This window comes from Paenarthrobacter sp. PPS72, from assembly GCF_048537125.1.
Classification (GTDB): Bacteria; Actinomycetota; Actinomycetes; order Actinomycetales; family Micrococcaceae; genus Arthrobacter; species Arthrobacter nitroguajacolicus_E.
This window is the reverse complement of sequence record NZ_JBLYIE010000003.1, coordinates 39,226-57,757: the sequence shown is the minus strand read 5'-3', so window position 1 is coordinate 57,757 and position 18,532 is coordinate 39,226. Positions and strand designations below refer to the sequence as shown.

The 18,532-nt window shown below is 62.2% G+C and carries 16 protein-coding genes; 7 read left to right on the top strand and 9 right to left on the bottom strand.

The features are described from left to right. Nucleotides 1–6: 6 nt before the first annotated feature. Nucleotides 7–207 (bottom strand): hypothetical protein, encoded by a 201-nt coding sequence (locus ACLRGI_RS01050; protein ID WP_309074207.1) that lies wholly within the window; start codon nucleotides 205–207, stop codon nucleotides 7–9. Between the two features lie 128 nt (nucleotides 208–335). Between ACLRGI_RS01050 and ACLRGI_RS01045 the strand changes: the two genes are divergently transcribed. Continuing rightward, nucleotides 336–842, top strand: coding sequence for a universal stress protein (locus ACLRGI_RS01045; protein ID WP_419199878.1), 507 nt, complete (start codon nucleotides 336–338; stop codon nucleotides 840–842). Nucleotides 843–1,149: 307 nt separating this feature from the next. On the opposite strand, the gene ACLRGI_RS01040 is transcribed toward ACLRGI_RS01045, so the two are convergent. The 4 genes from ACLRGI_RS01040 to ACLRGI_RS01025 are packed head-to-tail and all read right to left on the bottom strand — an operon-like array spanning nucleotide 1,150 to nucleotide 6,212. Beyond that, on the bottom strand, nucleotides 1,150–2,541 hold the full coding sequence (locus ACLRGI_RS01040) for a GntP family permease (RefSeq protein WP_419199877.1): 1,392 nt from the start codon (nucleotides 2,539–2,541) through the stop codon (nucleotides 1,150–1,152). A gap of 22 nt (nucleotides 2,542–2,563) precedes the next feature. Beyond that, nucleotides 2,564–3,199: a bifunctional 4-hydroxy-2-oxoglutarate aldolase/2-dehydro-3-deoxy-phosphogluconate aldolase gene (locus ACLRGI_RS01035; protein WP_419199876.1), complete on the bottom strand. Its 636-nt coding sequence runs from the start codon at nucleotides 3,197–3,199 to the stop codon at nucleotides 2,564–2,566. Beyond that, on the bottom strand, nucleotides 3,189–4,868 hold the full coding sequence (locus tag ACLRGI_RS01030) for an N-acyl-D-amino-acid deacylase family protein (protein ID WP_419199875.1): 1,680 nt from the start codon (nucleotides 4,866–4,868) through the stop codon (nucleotides 3,189–3,191). The genes ACLRGI_RS01035 and ACLRGI_RS01030 overlap by 11 nt, the downstream gene beginning before the upstream one ends. A gap of 6 nt (nucleotides 4,869–4,874) precedes the next feature. Further along, nucleotides 4,875–6,212, bottom strand: a complete 1,338-nt coding sequence (locus ACLRGI_RS01025; protein ID WP_419199874.1) for a type III PLP-dependent enzyme domain-containing protein — start codon at nucleotides 6,210–6,212, stop codon at nucleotides 4,875–4,877. 166 nt (nucleotides 6,213–6,378) lie between these two features. Between ACLRGI_RS01025 and ACLRGI_RS01020 the strand changes: the two genes are divergently transcribed. Genes ACLRGI_RS01020 through ACLRGI_RS01010 form a run of 3 tightly spaced genes read left to right on the top strand, consistent with a single transcriptional unit; the run spans nucleotide 6,379 to nucleotide 8,553 of the window. Then, entirely contained in the window at nucleotides 6,379–7,386 is a 1,008-nt protein-coding gene (locus tag ACLRGI_RS01020; RefSeq protein WP_419199873.1) for a sugar kinase, read from the top strand. Then, the gene (locus ACLRGI_RS01015; protein ID WP_419199872.1) at nucleotides 7,346–8,152 is read left to right on the top strand and encodes an IclR family transcriptional regulator; all 807 of its coding nucleotides are present in this window, start codon (nucleotides 7,346–7,348) and stop codon (nucleotides 8,150–8,152) included. Before ACLRGI_RS01020 ends, ACLRGI_RS01015 begins: the two co-directional genes overlap by 41 nt. Then, nucleotides 8,149–8,553 carry a RidA family protein gene (locus tag ACLRGI_RS01010; protein ID WP_419199871.1) on the top strand — a complete coding sequence of 135 codons (405 nt, stop codon included), beginning with the start codon at nucleotides 8,149–8,151 and terminating at the stop codon, nucleotides 8,551–8,553. Before ACLRGI_RS01015 ends, ACLRGI_RS01010 begins: the two co-directional genes overlap by 4 nt. Nucleotides 8,554–8,776: 223 nt before the next feature. Here ACLRGI_RS01010 and ACLRGI_RS01005 read toward each other — a convergent pair whose 3' ends face one another. The 3 genes from ACLRGI_RS01005 to ACLRGI_RS00995 form a co-directional block, all read right to left on the bottom strand. Beyond that, the gene (locus tag ACLRGI_RS01005) at nucleotides 8,777–9,472 is read right to left on the bottom strand and encodes a polyprenol monophosphomannose synthase (protein ID WP_419199870.1); all 696 of its coding nucleotides are present in this window, start codon (nucleotides 9,470–9,472) and stop codon (nucleotides 8,777–8,779) included. 228 nt (nucleotides 9,473–9,700) lie between these two features. Further along, nucleotides 9,701–11,014: an LssY C-terminal domain-containing protein gene (locus ACLRGI_RS01000; protein WP_419199869.1), complete on the bottom strand. Its 1,314-nt coding sequence runs from the start codon at nucleotides 11,012–11,014 to the stop codon at nucleotides 9,701–9,703. A gap of 56 nt (nucleotides 11,015–11,070) precedes the next feature. Continuing rightward, complete coding sequence (locus ACLRGI_RS00995; protein WP_419199868.1) at nucleotides 11,071–12,060, bottom strand: NAD-dependent epimerase/dehydratase family protein; 990 nt, start codon at nucleotides 12,058–12,060, stop codon at nucleotides 11,071–11,073. A 217-nt stretch (nucleotides 12,061–12,277) separates the two neighbouring features. On the opposite strand from ACLRGI_RS00995, the gene treS reads away from it, so the two are divergent. Next, a complete protein-coding gene (gene treS, locus ACLRGI_RS00990; protein ID WP_419199867.1) occupies nucleotides 12,278–14,569 on the top strand; it encodes a maltose alpha-D-glucosyltransferase in 2,292 nt (763 codons plus the stop codon). A gap of 412 nt (nucleotides 14,570–14,981) precedes the next feature. On the opposite strand, the gene ACLRGI_RS00985 is transcribed toward treS, so the two are convergent. Next, on the bottom strand, nucleotides 14,982–15,788 hold the full coding sequence (locus tag ACLRGI_RS00985) for a GIY-YIG nuclease family protein (RefSeq protein WP_419199866.1): 807 nt from the start codon (nucleotides 15,786–15,788) through the stop codon (nucleotides 14,982–14,984). 852 nt (nucleotides 15,789–16,640) lie between these two features. Here ACLRGI_RS00985 and ACLRGI_RS00980 point away from each other — a divergent pair. Both ACLRGI_RS00980 and ACLRGI_RS00975 read left to right on the top strand, forming a co-directional pair. After that, nucleotides 16,641–18,260 (top strand): integrase, encoded by a 1,620-nt coding sequence (locus tag ACLRGI_RS00980; protein ID WP_419199865.1) that lies wholly within the window; start codon nucleotides 16,641–16,643, stop codon nucleotides 18,258–18,260. A gap of 90 nt (nucleotides 18,261–18,350) precedes the next feature. Further along, a complete protein-coding gene (locus tag ACLRGI_RS00975) occupies nucleotides 18,351–18,515 on the top strand; it encodes a hypothetical protein (RefSeq protein WP_419199937.1) in 165 nt (54 codons plus the stop codon). Nucleotides 18,516–18,532 lie beyond the last annotated feature (17 nt).

Sequence of the window (18,532 nt, the reverse complement as noted above, 5' to 3'; positions counted from 1 at the left end):
GGGCAGTCAGTCCACGAACTCCGACTGCGTCTCGATGAAGTCCCAGTCCGCAGTGGTCAGCACGCCGCTGACCTTATCCGGATGAGGTCCGCCGGCTTCGGCAATATGCTGCATGACCTGCAGCGGCAGTTCTTCGGCACGCAGGTTTTCGCGCAGCCACTCCTTGCTGTCCAAGTGCAGATCGAGCCACCACATGTAGATTTCCATCGCGGACCGCCTTCCTTCGGATGAGCCGTGGACCCGGATTAACCGTAGGCCCGGCCAGGAACGTCTACAAGGGTCCGCGCCAACCCAAGTGGCTGTTCAAGCGCGCGCCGCAGCGCAACAATAAAGGTATGGCTGCGGAAGAATTCGTCGGACGCATTCCCTTGGTTGTTGGAGTACTTCCGGACCAGCACGTGGAGGTCCTGCAAACCGCCAGGACCCTCGCCGAACAACTCGGCGTGCCGCTGGTTTGCGCTTACGTGGATGAGGCCAGCTACCTGGTGGAGTGGGATCCTTCGCGCGAGACTCACCGTATGTCGCTGCATCCCGAAAAGGACGACGAGGACGTCGCAGCCGTGCGCGGCGATCTTGGCAGGGTCATCGCAGAAGCGATGGATGGCGGCACGGCTGACTGGACGTTGCGTCTGCTCGCCGGTGATCCTGCCCGCGCGCTTGGCCGCTTGGCCTCGGATATCAATGCATCCATGATCATCGTAGGGACCCCCGAACCCGGGCTAGGTCACCGGATTTCCGAAGCACTCAACGGCTCGGTGGCGGCCTGGCTGAGTCATCACCAACGGCGCCCGGTGCTGATCGTGCCCCAGAAGAAACGGCCTGACGGTGCCCATAGAAACTAAAGCGAAAGTACTTATTCGAGGTGGTGGCAATGAGGTTCCGGGCAACGTAGAGTAATTACTGCAGGTGGGCGAAAGCTCCTGCTCAAAGACCGCTCCGGAGTGCGTATCCCCCAATAACGCACTCCGGAGCTCTTTGTTTAACCGCGACCTGGCCCCTGTGCCGCCACCACCTTCTTTAATGCGACAGCGGCCCCGACACACCCTTCGTAGGGCGTGTCGGGGCCGTTCTCATTTCAATGTGGGTGGTTACGGAACAGCTCGCGGGATCAAACGCACGACGCCGCCACCGGGCTTTGGTGCCGAAACCTCACCTCACGAACGTGTACAGCAGGGCCGCCATGCCAAATCCCACAATGGAGAGAACGGTCTCCAGCACGGTCCACGTCTTCAGGGTGTCCTTGACTGACATGTTGAAGTACTTGGAGATGATCCAGAATCCGCCGTCGTTCACGTGGCTGGCGATGATGGAGCCCGAGGATATGGCAACCACGATCAGCGCAAGCTGAGGCTGGGAGTACCCGGACGCGAGGCTGGGAGCCAGGATGCCACCGGTGGTCACGATCGCCACGGTGGCCGAACCCTGCGCGATGCGCATGCCTGCGCTGATCACGAACGCGGACAGGATGATCGGAAGCCCCGCTTGGGACAGTGAATCTGCCACGGCTTTGCCAACGCCGGTGGCAGAAAGCACCGCGCCGAAGAAGGCGCCGGCACCAACCACCAGCAGGATCATGCCCACGGGACGAAGCGATGAACCCGTGATTTCGCTGAGTTCAGCCGAGGTCATGCCACGGCGGATTCCCAGCAGCCACATGGCCAGGAGCACGGCAACGGTCAGTGCGATGGCCGGGTTGCCGAAGAACTGCAGGATGTCGCGGAACGTGCCTGCCGGGGCGAAGATGTTGCCGAAGGTACCGCCGAGGATCAGAATCATGGGCAAGCCAATGGTCAGGAGGACCAGCCCGATGGAAGGCTCGTTACCCTTGGCCTGATCGGACTCAGGAACGATCCGGTCCTCCGGGACGGAAACCATGACCCGCTTGCCGATGTACGTGCCCCACAAAATGCCGGAAGCGAACCAGGCAGGAATACCGCAGATGAGGCCCATCATGATGATCCAACCGAGGTCCACGCCGAACAGGCCGGCAGCAGCAACGGGACCGGGGTGCGGTGGAAGGAAGGCGTGAGTGACGGAGAGGCCGGCCAGCAACGGCAGCGCGTAGAGGGCCAGCGACTTGCCCCCACGGATTGCTGCGACGTACACCAGCGGTGCCAGGACAAAAATGCCGATGTCGAAGAACACGGGGATACCCAGAACGAAGCCGGTGATGCCCATGGCAAGCGGCGTGCCCTTTTCGCCGAAGATCTTCACGAGCCTTCCGAGCAGCACTTCCGCGCCGCCGGACCGTTCCAGAATGGCACCAAGGACGGTACCGAGGCCGATGATCACCGTGATGTGGCCAAGGATGCCGGCGAAGCCCTTCTCAATGAGAGCGTCACTGCTCTTCGTGGCCGAGCCGACCAGGGCCTCCACGGAGATTCCGCCCACCAGGGCTACGATCACACCGGTTCCCACCAAGGCGATGAAGGGTTCCAGCTTGACCTTGATGATCAGGAACAGCAGGAGGGCGATGCCGGCGCCTGCCAGGAGGAGCAGGCCGGCGGTATCATGCCGCAGCCAATCAAGGAATTCAGTCATAACGAGTCTTTCCGGGTAAGTCTTACTTGAGGGTGCCCGTGAAGGCGGCGGCACGGGCCGCGATATCTGCCCAGTCACCTGCAGCAACTGCGGCGGGCGGGACCACGCTGGTGCCGCAGCAGACTGCGGCAGCACCGGCGTCGAGGTAGCTCTTGGCATTGGAGGCGTCGATGCCTCCCGAAGGCAGCAAGCGGATGCCCGGGTACGGGCCCTGCAGGTCCTTCAAATACGCCGGTCCAAGCTGGCGGGCGGGGAAAATCTTGACGGTGGCCGAGCCCAGGTCCAGGGCCTGCGCCACCTCCGTGGGGGTCATGGCGCCGAGGCTGAACGGGATCCCCGCGGCGACTGCGACGGCGGCCACCTCAGGGCGAAGGCCGGGCGTCACCAGGAACTGCGCGCCGGCGTCGATCGCTGCCCGGGCTTGGTCGGCGGTCATCACCGTGCCGATTCCAACGGCGGCACCATGCTCCGCCGCCGTCTCCGCCGCGCGCCGGACATGCTTGAGGACGTCCGGGGTGGTGAAGGTCAGTTCGACGCTGCGGATGCCGCCGTCGGCCAGTGCCCGGCAGAGATCCGCGGCGTCCGTGATGGACGGGGCGCGAACCACGGCCAGGGTGCGGTCGGTTTCGAGCTGCTGGAGGAATTGTTCAGGAGTCATGCTGTCCTTCTCTGGTGAGGCCGTCGCTGCTGCGACGAAGGGCGCGGCCGGCGCGGGCGCCGGTGGCTTTGCCGCCGTCGATCGCTGCCGTGCCGTTGACGAAGACGTAGTGGATGCCGCTGGCGGCCTGGCGTGGGTTCTCGAAAGTGGCTTCGTCGCGGACGGTTTCCGGATCGAAAAGCACGACGTCGGCCGCGTAGCCCTCGCGGACCAGTCCCCTGTTGTGGAGCTTGAGTCGTGCGGCGGGCCGGCCCGTGAGGTGATGGACTGTTTCCTCAAGACTCAAGAGCCCGAGCTCCCGTGAGTAGTGGCCGAGGTAGCGCGGGAACGTGCCCCAGGCTCGGGGGTGCGGCTTGGCACCGATCAGGAGTCCGTCGCTTCCGCCGGTGTGGGTGCGGTGCTTCATGATGGCTTGGACGTTTTCCTCGTGGCCCACGTGCTGCAGGATGCCGGTGCCGAGGCGGTCTTGGGTGAGGATCTGGGCGAAGACCTCGAACGGTTCCTGCCCGGTTTCCGAGGCGATGTCCCGGATGGTCTTGCCCACGAAACCCGCGAGCGCCGGGTTTTGGACACCGCTGATCTCCAGGGTGTCCCACTCGGCAATAACGCCGTGGCAGCCGTCGGAGCCGTAGATCTCCACAGCTTCCCGGATGCGAGCGCGCGTTTCCGGATCTGCCAGGCGCGCGAGGGTTGCCTCGGTTCCGCCGGACGATGCCCAGCTGGGCAGGATCGCGCTCAACGTGGTGGCGCCCGGGAGGTACGGGTAGGTGTCCAAAGTGATGTCCACGCCTTGGTCCAAGGCTGCGTCGATCAGGTCCAGGAGCTCCCCTGCCCTGCCCTTGTTTTCGGCGAAGTTCATGGTGGCGTGGGAAAGGTGCAACGCGCAGCGGGTGTCCCGGCTCAGGCCGATCATCTCGGCGTAGGCACCCAATGCGCCTTTGCCGTAGGAGCGGTGGTGCGGTGCATAGAATCCGCCGAGTTCGCCCACGGTCCGGCAGAGCCCGGCGAGTTCCTCGGTCTGTGCGTACATGCCCGGCGTGTAGGTCAGGCCGGATGACATTCCCACGGCGCCCTCCTCCATGGCCGCGCGGATGAGGTCCTGCATTCGCTGCTGTTGTTCCGGCGTGGGGTCGCCTTCAGCGAAGCCCATCACCATGGCCCGGACGGTTCCCTGCGGGACCAGGTATGCGGCGTTGGTGGCGATGCGGCCTCCGTTTTCTTCCGCATCAAGCCGGTCGAGGTACTCCCCCACTGTCCGCCAGTTCCAATCGAAATCGGCTGGATTGTCGTTCCAGCCTGCGATCTTCTCGCGGACGCCTGCAAGCGTGACATCATCCACCGGCGCGTAGGACAGGCCGTCCTGGCCCAGCAGTTCCGTGGTGACGCCCTGGCTGAGCTTGGCGTAGTGCTCCCTGTTCACCAGGAGTTGCAGGTCAGAGTGCGCGTGCATGTCGATGAAGCCGGGGCTCAGGACCAGGCCGGTGGCGTCGATCACGCGATCCACGCCGCTTTCCGCCGCGGCGAGGGAGCCAGCGGTGAGGGAGCCAGCGGTGAGGGTACCGGCGTCGACGACGGTGGCAATCACCGGGCCGTCCAGCAGGACGTCCGCTTGGCGGCGGTCCGCTCCGGTTCCGTCAACCAGGGTGGCGTTGTTGATGAGGATCTTCATGGCGTCCTAGAAGAAGGTATGGATGAGGTCGACGACGGTTTGGTCGCCTGTGTTTTCGGCTGACCCGGTGTCGGCGAGCACCGGGATGACGGTCCACTTGTCGAACGCGGTGCAGGGGTGGGACAGGCCCAGGCGGACGACGTCGCCCGGGTTCACCGTGGTGGTGTTGGCGTCGTAGGTCATGAAGCTGTGTTGATCGTTGACCGAGGTGATTTCAGCGCCGAGCAAGGGTTCCATGGCCCCTCCCAGGACCGGGCCGATGAACTGCGGCTCGGGCAGCCCTTCGTCGAACGGGAGGTCGCGTTTGCCGGCGTCGAGGATGGCCAAGCCGGGTTCTGTCTGGGATACAACCCGCGCCCAGCCGTACATGCCGGCCTTGAACGGTTGGCTGCCCTCGCGGGAAAAGGGCGAGATTCCGCGGTAAAAGCCGTCGTCGTGGACGATGTAGGCGCCGCTGCGGATCAGGAGGTCCACTGTTATGGAATCAGGCCCGGGTCCGCCAAGTTCGGCGCCGGTGCTGATGCACGGGGAGAGGACGGACACCACGTCATCGAAGTACGCGCTCCCACCGGCCGTGATGATCACTGAGCCGGCACCATACAACCCCGCAGCGAGCAGTTCCTCGTGGAGAAGCCGCATCCGGGCGAGATAGCCGCGAACGGCGGCCAGTCCGGCGTCGTCCGCCGTGTGCGCGAGTGAGCCCTCATAACCGCTGACGCCCACCAGACGAAGGTTCGGCGACTCGGAAATGGTGCGTGCAATGTCCATGGCAGCTTCCACGGAACGGGCGCCGGTGCGGCCGCCATGGGCGCCAAGCTCTACGAGCACGTCCAGCACGGCGTCACTGCCGGCCAGGGTTCGGTTGATGACGTCCACGGTTCCCGGCGAATCGATCCAGGAGAGGATGGGCGCCTCCGGCGTGGCGACGCCGGCAACCCACTGGATCGCGTGCGGATCCGTGAGGCTGTTGGCGAGCTGCAGGTTCCGCACGCCGAATTCGCGGGCCACTCGGAGCTGGGCGAAGTTGGCCAGCGTGATTCCCCAAGCGCCCCGGTTGAGCTGCTCGGTCCAGAGTTGGGGGGACATGGTGGTTTTGCCGTGCGGCGCGAGCAGGACGCCGTGGTCCGCACACCAGGCGGCCAGGCGGTCCGCGTTGCTTGCCAGCGCGGAAGCGTCGAGGGTGAGCAGCGGCGTCTGCAGCTCGGCCAGCGTGTGGTTGGCCGCGAGGAACTCCGCGTGGGTGGTTCCGTTCCCGGAGGCGGGCACGGCTTTGTGCCGCCAGTCGAGACGGCGTTCAGCCAGGCCTGACACGGTGGATGCCGAGATGGCTTCGGAAGTGTTCACGCGTTGAGTTCCCTTCGCGGTGCTGCGTTCTTGAAGCTGCGTTGTGGATTTTTGCTTGCGTTGCGTATTTTGCAACGCTGGTTGCAAACCTGCTGGTGATATGTCTAACATGGTGGCGGATCGAGAGTCAAGGCCGCTGAGAAGCGCACGAGCTAGTGGGAGAACGATGCTTTCAGCTGTATGCGTGGGCGAAACGATGGCCATGCTTACCCCTGTCCACGCCGTCCCCCTGCACCTGGCAACCGAACTTCATTTCGGGATCGGCGGCGCGGAATCCAACGTCGCCATGGGCTTGGCCGCCATGGGCCTGGACACGCACTGGGTTAGCCGGGTAGGCCACGACGGCTTCGGAAGGCGCATCCTGCACGAGCTTCAGGACCACGGCGTGGGCATCTCCGGCGTGGAAGTGGACGAAACCTTGCCTACCGGTCTGTACGTGAAAGTCCCGGCGCAAAATCCAGACCCCGACGGCGGCAGCTCGGTTTTGTACTACCGGCAAGGATCCGCGGCATCGGCCATGGGCCGGGACACGCTTTCCAATCCCGCCGTTTCATCGTTGCTGGAGAACGCTGCACTCATCCACCTGAGCGGAATCACCGCGGCCCTCTCCCCCGAGTGCCTGTCCCTGCTGGAAGCAATCCTGACCGCCCCCCGCAACGGCCGGACCATCAGCTTCGACGTCAACTGGCGCGAAGCCCTCTGGGCAGGACAAGACCGTTCCGTACTGCGACGGCTGGCGAACCTGGCCGACGTCGTACTTGTTGGAAAAGATGAAGCCGAGCACGCTTTCGGGACCACCGACGAAGCCGAACTCCGCCGCCTGATGCCCGACCCCAACGTGCTGGTCATCAAGAACGAGGCGATCAGTGCCATTTCCTTGGACCGTAGCGGCACCCGGGAAGAGGTGCCCGCACTGTCCGTCGCCGTCGTCGAGCCTGTTGGCGCGGGTGACTCGTTCGCCGCCGGCTACCTCAGCGGCATGCTGTTCGGGCTTGGCCAAAAGGCGAGCCTCCGGCGCGGACATGTGGCCGCAGCGTGCACGCTGACCGTCCACGGCGATCGCGGTCCGCTGCCCGACGCCGCGGAGCTCGCCGCCATTCTCGATTCTTCGGATGACGCGTGGGCTGCTATCCATGTTGAAGACGGACAATTCAACACCAGAACCGGAGCGTGACACCGTGAGCCAGAGCCTTATGCGGGCCATCGACCTGCTCGGCGAACTCGCCGCCAAGCCAGCAACCCTGGACGAGCTCGCTTCCAAAGCGGCCGTGCACAAGACCACCGTGATGCGACTCCTGCACGCCATGGAAGAGAAGCGCTTCGTGGTCCGCGACGAAGACCAGCGCTTCATGCTCGGTTCCAAGCTCTTTGAGCTGTCCTCCCTTGCCTTGGAACAACGGGACATCCGCAAGGTGGCACACCCGCACTTGGCCGAACTCAACGGCCGGACCGGGCACACGGTGCACCTCGCCGCCTTTGAAGGGAATGAGGTGGTGTACATCGACAAGTTCGAGTCGCACCACCCCGTCCGCATGTACTCACGCATCGGCCTGACTGCATCGCTGCACTCGGCTGCCGTGTCCAAAGTCCTCCTCTCCGATATGCCGCGCGCCAGGCAGGAAAAGATCGCAGCGGGGCTGGACTACGTGAAAGTTACCGAGAACACCCTGACCTCGCCGGAGGCCTTGCTGGCCGAACTCGAGCAGGTCAAGGAACAGGGCTGGGCCCACGACAACGCCGAGCACGAAGCCTTCGTGCACTGCATTGCGGCCCCCATCCGCGACGCCAGCGGCGCCGTTGTAGCCGCAGCCTCTTGTTCGGTACCGGTAGTGATGCTCAGCTATGAAGGCCTGCTTGAGCTGCTGCCCGACCTCAAAGCCAGCACCGAGGCCATCTCCAACGACCTCGGCTGGATCAGCCACGAAAGGAACTCAGCATGAGTGAAAAGACCGTAGTACTGACCGAAAACGCCCCCGCCCCGGCGCACGTATTCTCCCAGGGCATCAAGAAGGGCGGCATGTTCCAGGTCTCCGGCCAGGGACCCATGGATTCCGCCACCAACCAGTACATCGGCGACGGCGACGTCCGCGTCCAGACGCGCCGCACCCTGGAAAACGTGAAGGCCATCCTCGAGGCCGGCGGCTCCTCCGTTGAAGATGTCCTCATGTTCCGCGTCTACCTCACCACCCGCGACGACTTCGCCGCCATGAACGAGGTCTACGGCGAGTTCATCCGCGAGAACGTGCCCAGCGGCCAGCTCCCGAGCCGCACCACCGTGTTCGTGGACCTGCCCCACGAGGTCATGCTGGTGGAGATCGACGCCTTGGCAGTCACTGCCTAACGCTCTATCACATCCCTACAGCTTCACGCGGACGCTCTATCACATCCGCGCTGAAGCTCGACGGCGGCACTCACCTTGGGTGCCGCCGTCGAGCTTGGTGGGTGGCTGGCTTCCTGGCCGTGTGCCGTCACCCCCCACTTTGAATCTGAAACCACCCCGACACGCCGCGTTCAACGGCGCGTCGATGCCTCCCCTGACCCAAAGTCAGTGGTGGAGGGACAGCCTATTTTTGAAAGCGGAGCCTCCAAGGCGTGAACGCGGATTCCAATTGTTCGCCGAGGTTCATTTTCGATGCACCCTCGACGCGTTCTTCGAAGTGGATGGGTACCTCAGAGATCTTCAGACTGTGCCGGGTCGCCCGGTAATTCATCTCAACCTGGAATGAGTAGCCGTCACTTCGAATTGATGCCACATCAATTTGGTGGAGGGCGGAGGCAGTCCAGGCTTTGAATCCCGCCGTGGAATCTTTCACTTTCAAACCCAAAATTGCACCGACGTAGAAATTCGCCCATGCAGAAAGGGCCTTGCGGTGCCAAGGCCACTCGGTCGCCGTCGACCCACCGGGGACATAGCGGGAGCCGATCACCAGCGCAGCCCCGGAATTACGGATACGGTCAACCATCGTGGGGATCGCCGACACGGGATGGGACAGGTCCGCGTCCATTTGGATGACGATGTCTGCCTGCTCTGCCAAGGCGCGGGTCATACCTGCCACATATGCCCGGCCAAGACCGTCCTTCTCCTTCCGGTGCAGGACCGACACCGTCCCCCCGGATTTTTCAGCGAGCTTCTCAGCAACCGCGCCGGTTCCATCCGGCGAATTGTCATCCACAACCAGAACATTCAGATTCGTCAGCCCGGTTGTGCGGAGCTGTGCAATGAGGACAGGCAGATTTTCCCGCTCATTGTACGTAGGCACAACAATGGTGATTTTAGGATTTACAGCAGTCAAAACGTGGGTCCCCAATTCGGTACTCGATGATTGCCGGGGCTCAGCGCCCTTTGCGCAGCCCTGGCAGACCCAGTCTATTGAGACAGGCTGAAAGGAGCTTGGAAAGCCGTGCCGTCACCACCCACTTTGAATCTGAAACCACCCCGACACGCCGCGTTCAACGGCGCGCCGCCGAGGAAACGCCCCCAAAGAGGGTCAGGAAGCCACACGGCGGCCAGCAACCGACGCCGGGACCGCCGGGACGCGCTGCCGCTTGGCGTACACCCGCGCCCTTTGGCTGGACAGGGCGAGGAGCACCAGGATGTCAGTCGCCAAGCCGGAGAGGCCGGCTTCGAGAGTGATGTTCGCGCTGCCTGTGGAGTAGTCGATCGCCTGAACCAGGATCGAAATGGAGCTCAGGGCCATGGCAATCACGCGGGCGCCGTTGCTGCCCAGGAAGATGCGCCAGGCCAGGAAAACTTCACCCAGCCCGAACACCAGGACCACGCCCGCTATCAAGGCGATTGCCGCCGTCGTGCTTTGCGGGTCTGAGGAGTCGTCGTCCAGGGTGAGCCCGGATATTTCACCGCCGGAGGTGAACAAGGTGATCGCCAGGACCAACGCCGCGACCGCCCTGGCCACCACCAAAGCGGCACCCATCAGGATGGGCGCGGGCCGTCTGTCCCTGCTGTCAGTCCGGTTGGGCGGCTGATCCGCGGGAACCTGGACGCGACGTGCGTCGACAATTGGCAGGTCGCCGTCGGTGGAGATCGAATCACCGCCGCCGTTTCGCGTGTGATAGCCGGTGGAGAAGTCCTCGATGACCTGCACTGTGACGGCCGGCTCCGCGGCCGTCATTGTTGAAACGATGTGGTCCCGTTCCACATCGGTGTTCTGCTCAATCTTGTGCGTGATCTGAAGGGTAAACAGGGAGAAGCCAACACTGCGGTCGTACGTTCCCGCCGCGAGCCAATCCACTTTGTGGCCGCCCGGCAGCAACCAGCCCTCAGGGCACCGCCAGAAACGGACATGGTGACGTTTGCCCGGGGTGTTGTTGACCTCTTGCTGGTAGGCGAAGTCCTGCTGCCGGTCGAAAAGATACAGAGGGCTGACGGGCGCCTCCGTATAACTCTGTCGGAAAAGGGTGGAGCTGATGATGCGCCGGCTGCTGGCAAGCGTTACCTCGTCCGCTCGAGTCCAGCCGGCGGCCCTCATGATCGCATGGATCTGGGGTTCGGCGCCCAGCAACGCAACATTGACGGGGTCACCGAGCAGTCCGTCGCTGGTTCGGGCGCGGCCAATGAAGTAGCCGGGAACGTAGATAGTGGTGAGGATCCGGTGCAGTCGAGGTAACAGCAGGTACGCCAGGAACGCCCAGAACACCACGTAAAACCACAGCTGCCCCCACCCCAGATGGAAGCTCTCTCCCACCAGCAGGAAAGCCAGCCACACCGCTGCTGCTCCGCCAAGGATGAAGAATCCGTGATCAAGCCTGCTGTCTGCGACTTCCTTGTTCGGCACCTTGTACATGTAGTTCCCCCTCGTAGCCCCTTAAGCTTCGGGCCTCGGGTGTGAGTTGTACAGGCTTATAGCAGCGGGGTCGACAGGTGGAGCTGCCCGTTGTTGATGAGCCATCGCATGGATTCGTATACGGCCTGCTCCGGCTGATAGTTGGGCGCGTACCCGATGAGGGAGACGGCCTTTTGAATGGACATGCAGTGGTTGCGGGAGAGGTGGGCCCAGCTGGTATCGGCAGATTCCTGGCTGGTGAGACGGCGAAACTCTTCCCAGCTCACGGTTTCCATGCGCGATTCCTGCCCGAACCAGGAAGCAGCGATGCCCACGTAGCCCCGAACAGTCAGTGCGGTGGGGGCAACGATGTTGAAGTCTTCGCCTGCTGCGGCTTCCCTGTTCAGGATGGCTTTCTCGAAGGCCTGCGCTACGTCGTCCGCATGCACGTGATGCATCAGCTCCGTCCCGCTTCCGGGAACCTGGAGTAACTGTCCGGATGCGATCGTGTGCCACACCGAGGGATCCAGGTTGCCCAGCGGCCCGATCGGATGCCACCCGGGACCCACAATGTGCCCGGGATGAATCGATGTTGTGGCCAACCCTCCGGAAGCAGCCTCCTCCTTAAGCATGCGCGCGATGTCGCGTTTCCGGATTCCGTACTCGTCCAAAGGCTCAGCAGCCGATGGCTCAGCAGCCGAATCCGATTCCTCGGTAAGAGGCAGCTTCAAACTGACGCCGTACCGCCAGATCGAGCCGCAGTGCAGCAGATGCCCAACCTCATTCCGGAGGCTTTCCACCAGCGCCGTGGCTGATTCCAGTGTGAAGCAGATGAGGTCAACCACGACGTCGGCACCCAGTCCCGCTACCCGGTCGCCAAAGCTGCCGTCACCGTCCTCCTGCTGCCGGTCCGCGACGACCTGGCGAACCTGCTGCCATTCGGGAACATCGGCATAGGACGCGCTGGTCCCGCGACTGATGTTGATGACTTCATGGCCGCCACGCACCAGCCTGGGGATAAGGAAGGACCCGATGTGGCCGCTGCCGCCGATCACAACGATTTTCATTGTTCTCCGATCTTCACGAGTCACTGGAGTGGCTAAACCGCGGCGCCACCAACGTCAACCCACCACATAATAACGAGACTTACTTGTTCCCGGGTTAGACAAACGGCCGCCTCCCCCGACTAGCATGAATAGTCCGGGCAAGCCCGGGTACGTGACCTCTTGAACGACCCCCTCGGACGGTCGGCGTTGACGCGGCGACCACGTAAAGGAGAAAACTGTGCGGGAGCCTGCAGTCAACGAGAGCGTGTCAGAAATCAGCGAAACTCCGGAAGTAAATCCGGAGGAGACGCCACAGGAAACGCCCGATGCAACCGCAAGCGAACCGGCGGAAATCACGTTTGATGAACAGTTCTATCCAGCTCGTCCCAAGGCACTGCGGCCGATCGCCCGGAGGCGGCAGTTCTTTGCCGCCCGGCCCTCCTTGGAATTCGACGGCCTGAATTCCACGTATGTGGATTGGCTGCGGAACCAGTCCATGCTGGGTGACGCCAACACCATGGCCCGGCAATTGTCCGGGCAGGCCAGCATGTGGCAGAACTCCTATGCCAGGCCGAATCCGCGCTCAGCCGTTGAGCGTGCACCCGTCTGGTTCACGGCTTACCCGTTGTCCTTCATCACCAAGGACGGACAGTCCTTCCTTTCAGCGTTGGGCGATCCCGCCCTCTGGGACGCGTTCAGCGAGATCGGCATCCGGGGGTTGCACACCGGCCCGGTCAAGCTGGCCGGCGGCATCCGTGGTTGGTCGCAGACACCTAGTGTGGACGGCCACTTTGACCGGATCAGCATGGCGATCGACCCCGCCTTCGGCACCGAGGAAGAATTCCGTCAGATGTGCGAGGTGGCCAATGAGCATGGCGGCACGGTCATTGATGACATCGTTCCCGGCCACACCGGCAAGGGAGCGGACTTCCGACTCGCTGAAATGAACTTCCGGGACTACCCCGGCATTTATCACATGGTGGACATCCCTGAAGAGGACTGGCACCTGCTGCCGGACGTTCCCGAGGGCGAAGACTCGGTGAACATCAGCCCGGCGGCTGAGGAGGCGCTGCAGCAGGCCGGTTACATTATTGGTCGGCTCCAGCGGGTGATCTTCTACGAACCCGGCGTCAAGGAAACCAACTGGAGTGCCACCAAGCCCATCATCGACACCACCGGCAAAACCCGCCGCTGGGTCTACCTTCACTACTTCAAGTCAGGCCAGCCGTCGATTAACTGGCTGGACCCAACGTTCGCCGGTATGCGCCTGGTGGTTGGCGACGCCCTGCACTCATTGCTGGACTTGGGGACCGGCGCCCTCCGGCTTGATGCCAACGGGTTCCTCGGGGTGGAGAAGAGCGCTGAGGAAGAACCAGGGTGGTCCGAGGGGCACCCGTTGTCCGAGGCAGCCAACCAGCTGATTGGTTCCATGATCCGCAAGGTGGGCGGGTTCTCCTTCCAAGAACTCAACCTCACCATCGATGACATCAAAACGCAGTCCGAGTCCGGCCCGGATCTCTCCTACGACTTCATCACCCGGCCCGCCTATCACTACGCCTTGGTCATTGGAGATACCGAGTTCCTGCGCCTGACCCTGCGCCTTTCCATGGAGATCGGCGTGGACCAGGCATCGCTGGTGCATGCCCTCCAGAACCACGATGAACTGACCTACGAGCTGCTCCACTTCGCCGCAGGGCACAGGGACGACGTCTTCGAACTTGCAGGCGAGGAGCTCACCGGCGCAGAGGTGGCGGAGAAGGTCCAGAACACCATGCGGGAACGCCTCACGGGCGAAAATGGGCCCTACAACGCAGTCTTCACCACCAATGGCATCGCCTGCACCTCGGTCAGCTTCATCATGGCTGCCCTTGGCATCAAAGACCAGGATGCGATTACCAAGGAGCAGGAAGCGCAGGTCCTGGACGCACATGTGCTCCTGTCCATGTACAACGCGCTGCAGCCCGGCGTCTTCGCGCTTTCCGGCTGGGACCTCACGGGCATTACGGCGCTTGACCGTGAGACAGTCCGGGAGCTCACGTCGCAAGGCGATACCCGCTGGATCAACCGTGGCGCGCACGATCTCATGGGGACCAGCCCCGACGCGAAAACGTCCTTGGCCGGCATGCCCCGCGCCCGGAGCCTCTACGGTCCGCTGCCCGATCAGCTGAAGGATCCGAACTCCTACGCCCGGCGCCTCCAGAAGATCCTCACTGTGCGGGAAGAGTCGGGGATCGCCACCAGCACGCTCCTGGATGTGCCCGACGTTTCCCACCGCGGGTTGCTGGTGCTGGTCAATCAGCTCGCCGACGGAGCACTGCAGGTCACGGTCCTGAACTTCTCGGACCAGGACATTGCAGGCAGCATCCAGTCCGCGCACCTTGTCCCGGGCTCCACTGTCCACGATCTGTTCAGCGGCGAAGACGTCAGCCAGGTGGATGACCTCCACAGCTTCTTCTTGGAACTGCCCGCCTTCCAGGGCACGGCGCTCCTGCTGAAGGACCCTGTCATCGAGGATGAAGCCACCGAATAGAAAGCACGACGTCGGCACTATGGTGAGTGCCGACGTCGCGTTTGGCGCTATCCGCGGGCACCAGTCAGGGCGTCGGGCTCCAGCTCCGGGCAAGGAAAGCCACGCCACTAGGGAACATGTGCCAAGTTGAGGCCTGGTGAGGCCTACAAAGGAGCTGCGTAACGAGTGCATTAGGCGAACTCTGAGCGAGCACATCCCGGGACGCCTGCACCAACCGGTGCCCGTGGCTTTGTGGAAACTCATCAAGACGTTCCCCGAACCGGGTGCTCTACCGGGCCGAATCTATGCCGAGCCCTAATCGAACGGCTACGTTCACTGGACTTTGGCTGCTCGCGAGTGCATATTTCGTCTCAATGCCCGAACGGATATTGGGTACACGTATGCATCAACGGCGAAGCGGCCCATAGCAACGCTATGACGAGGGTGCGGCGAGCTTCTGGTCCTCTATCTGCTGATAGGTGAGACCAGCTGAGTTCTTCCAAGTGACGCGACCGTTGATGTTTGCTCCTATCAACACAGCGGCTGCAGTGCTGGGGCTTCCAAAAAGGTGATCCTTTAATAGGGTGTAGTGTCCGTTCTGGACGCTGGCTATACCTTGTTCAATCAGTCGTCCTCGGTATGCCCGGATCGACGCTGCCGCTGAGGGGGCTGGCTCGGCGCGCCCATGAGAACCGGCCAGCACCACCACTCCTTCAGGGGTGGAAAAGCCTTTCAATTCTGAATCTCGAATGTTGGCGAAGATCATTTCCGGGGCGCCTGCTGTGTGGCCTGGGTGTACAAGCGGTTCCATGACCGGATACCCAAGTGTCGTGACAAGCACCGAGATGGTTTGGAGATATTCCTGGCAGTCGGCTTCCAAGGGTGCTGGGGTGTGAGGGTTGGAGGCGTCGTTACGGTTGGACAGCTCATACCGGCCAGCAGCCGTGGCCCGCCGAATCGCCTGCCATTCCATGTAGCTGACGTGAGTGCTGGTCCAGGAATTGGTTAGGGATACGGCGATAAGGGCCCTGCTCCAGAATTCCTTCGAACCATCGTGGTTTTTGATCCTTGTTCCGACATCTCCCGATTGGCCGATATACGCCTCATTGAGGCCCGTAGTCGACTCGCCAAAGAGGAAGTAGAGTCCTACGTGTTTTGATTCTGGCATCGCTTTGAACTCGCTCAGCAGCGTCCTGGGTACTTCGAAAACACGAACGGTGCGAGTCGTAATTTCCGCCATGCGAATCCCCGCCGGGTCTCCCCCGGGGAGGAAGATCTGAATGGTCTGAGGTATACCCATATGAACAACATGGTAGTCGGGACTCAGAAAAGCAAACAAGGACGAACACTCGGGCTACCCGGCCCCGCAGCTCCGCTCGAACCCGTCGCAAGCTACGATGCCACTGCCTGTATAGCCATGTATCAGAGGCCCTGATCCAAGGCTTCAGTGTTGCGGGCCAGGGTTTGGTGATTCCGTACAGGGTAGCCCGTCTATTGCATGTCACATCTCTCGTGAGTTTTAGACTGCGCTGGTAGGAAAACGTCCGGTCGAAGTCCCGCGGACAGAGTGAGTCATCGTCTGGATCGAAACCAGAACCATGAAAGTTCTGCCGGGGGATCCACTACTCCGTCAACCAACCTCATGCCCAGCATTACGAGTCATGATCACGGACTAACCTCTGCTGTGGGCGCCTGTTGTATCCAGGTAAAGCATCTCCGAGCCCATTACGGGCACCGCGTTGTAGTGGCGATTGTGCAGGGTATCTGTCACCTGCCAGCCCTCGTCTCGATAGTGACGCAACAGCCGGTACTGTGCAGCATTCTCAATTGCCTTGCTCAGATCCGGGTCCATCTGCAGCCCTCGACACCCGGCACCCGGCACCCGGCACATACAATGTGAACCGGCCCGCGGCGGAGAAAGGCATACTGCTGGGTTAGTCACCGTCATTACAGCCGAGCGCCCTACAGCGGTGTATCGACTTGCCGTTAAACAAGTTGGAAGCGGCTATAAATAAATAGCGGCTTCCAACTGTTAGTTTTAGGTCTCTGGGAGACATTCCCACCATAGACCATTGCGGGAGACAACAGCAACATGACAAGCCCCACGCCGGCTGGATTGCAGAACCCAATCGGCAATGACGAAGAGACCTACCGTGCTCACGTCGTTGCACGCCTTTTCGATTTCTTCACTGACCAAGCTGCATGGCCACGGCGTCTATGGGACGCGGGTGCGATCCTGATGCTGAGAGAACTTAGTGAAGCATCTGCGTGGGTCGAGGCGCAGGTATTGGGCCAGTCCTCGCTGAAGTGGCTTGGCAACGACATTGACCGGATTTTGGGCCGGGATCAGGGAATCGGAGACAGAGAACTCAGAAGGCAGCTTGGGCTGGTCCTTAAGTCTGACCTGGTACTTGGCGGTCGTACTCACCGACAGCTCACCCAGCTGACCGAAATGATCGAAGAGGGATACCTCCGACGCTGGACCGCAGCTGCGCTGACCGAGAAGAAGCCAGCTCCGGAAAGATTAGCCCGTGCCGTCGCCGCGCACCTGCTGGACATGAATTACAGCCCCCAGTTCCTGCGCGCATGGATCCGGGATCTCGCCAAATCCGGGACCCCCCTCGAAGGCATCCTGACCGCAGCCCAGATCCTAGCGGCAGGAAAAACCCACTCTTACGAAGTGCTGGTCCCCTTTACCGCCATTCCTGGAGGCGACCTGAGCGCGCACACCTCGAACTGGAGATCCGCGCACGATGCCTCGTTCTGGCTTAGGGTCAAGGGAGTCAGCGAACCGCCGCGCCACAACGGTGGCTTCGTCTACACCGTCCGGGCCAGAGACCCGTACGCGGCCGCGATAGAAGTCTCAGAAATCATTGACCGTCTGATGGCCCGGCACACGTTCGCAAACAAGACACGCAAGCTAACACCCGTCGGTCTCCTCTGGGTCTCGGGCCTGGACCACCACCTGCCACTTCGCCGGCCCGGGCGCGGAACACACATTCTGTCCCTGGAAGCAGAGGGCCAGCTCTACCACGTCACCAAACGCACAGCCTTGGACAACGCGCTTGAACTGGCCACAGCACTCAACGAAGGCTCTCCCGGACCCGCAATTTCCGGTGGGTGGTCTGCCATCGAAGCCCTCCTCGTATCCCAGAAAGACACTAAAGAAGACGGCGGCCGCGGCAACGTCGCCGCCGAACGCATGGCAGCCCTCGTCGCCTGCTCCTGGCCACGCGCCGAAATGACTGCCCTCGCCCACAAGCACAAACCTGAGACACCAGACAGGTTGTCACTGGAGCTCCAGACGGCAACAACCAACCGCGAGCGCAGCCGGTTCGTAGATGAAGCCCTGAAGAGTCAAAGAGAGATTGTCGTTGAGTCCGACTCGGACAAAGCAGCAGTCGCCCGCCTGAGAAAACTGGTCCAAAACGAACGCGCCACCCTCACAGACGTAGAAAAACACGTGACTAGCGCGATGCGGCGCTTCTACAGACACCGCAACATCGTCATGCACGGCGGAGCAACTTCAGTCCCCACACTCGCCATGGCTCTACGAACCGCTGCTCCACTCGTCGGAGCCGGGTTGGACAGAATCACGCACTCGAACATCACCAAAAACGTAGATCCGCTGATGCTGGCCACCAGAGCCCGCATGAACCTGGACCTGGTCGGTGGCTCCGACGGCAGGCCCCTCACCGACCTGCTCGAATAACAGCACCTGGCAGCATACTGTTTCGCTAGGGGTTTGAACGCAAGAAGCACCGGCATGCAAACAGCGACGCCCCGGCAACGCCTTTGATGCGTGCCCGCGCACCTTGTCCCGGGCTCCACTGTCCACGATCTGTTCAGCGGCGAAGACGTCAGCCAGGTGGATGACCTCCACAGCTTCTTCTTGGAACTGCCCGCCTTCCAGGGCACGGCGCTCCTGCTGAAGGACCCTGTCATCGAGGATGAAGCCACCGAATAGAAAGCACGACGTCGGCA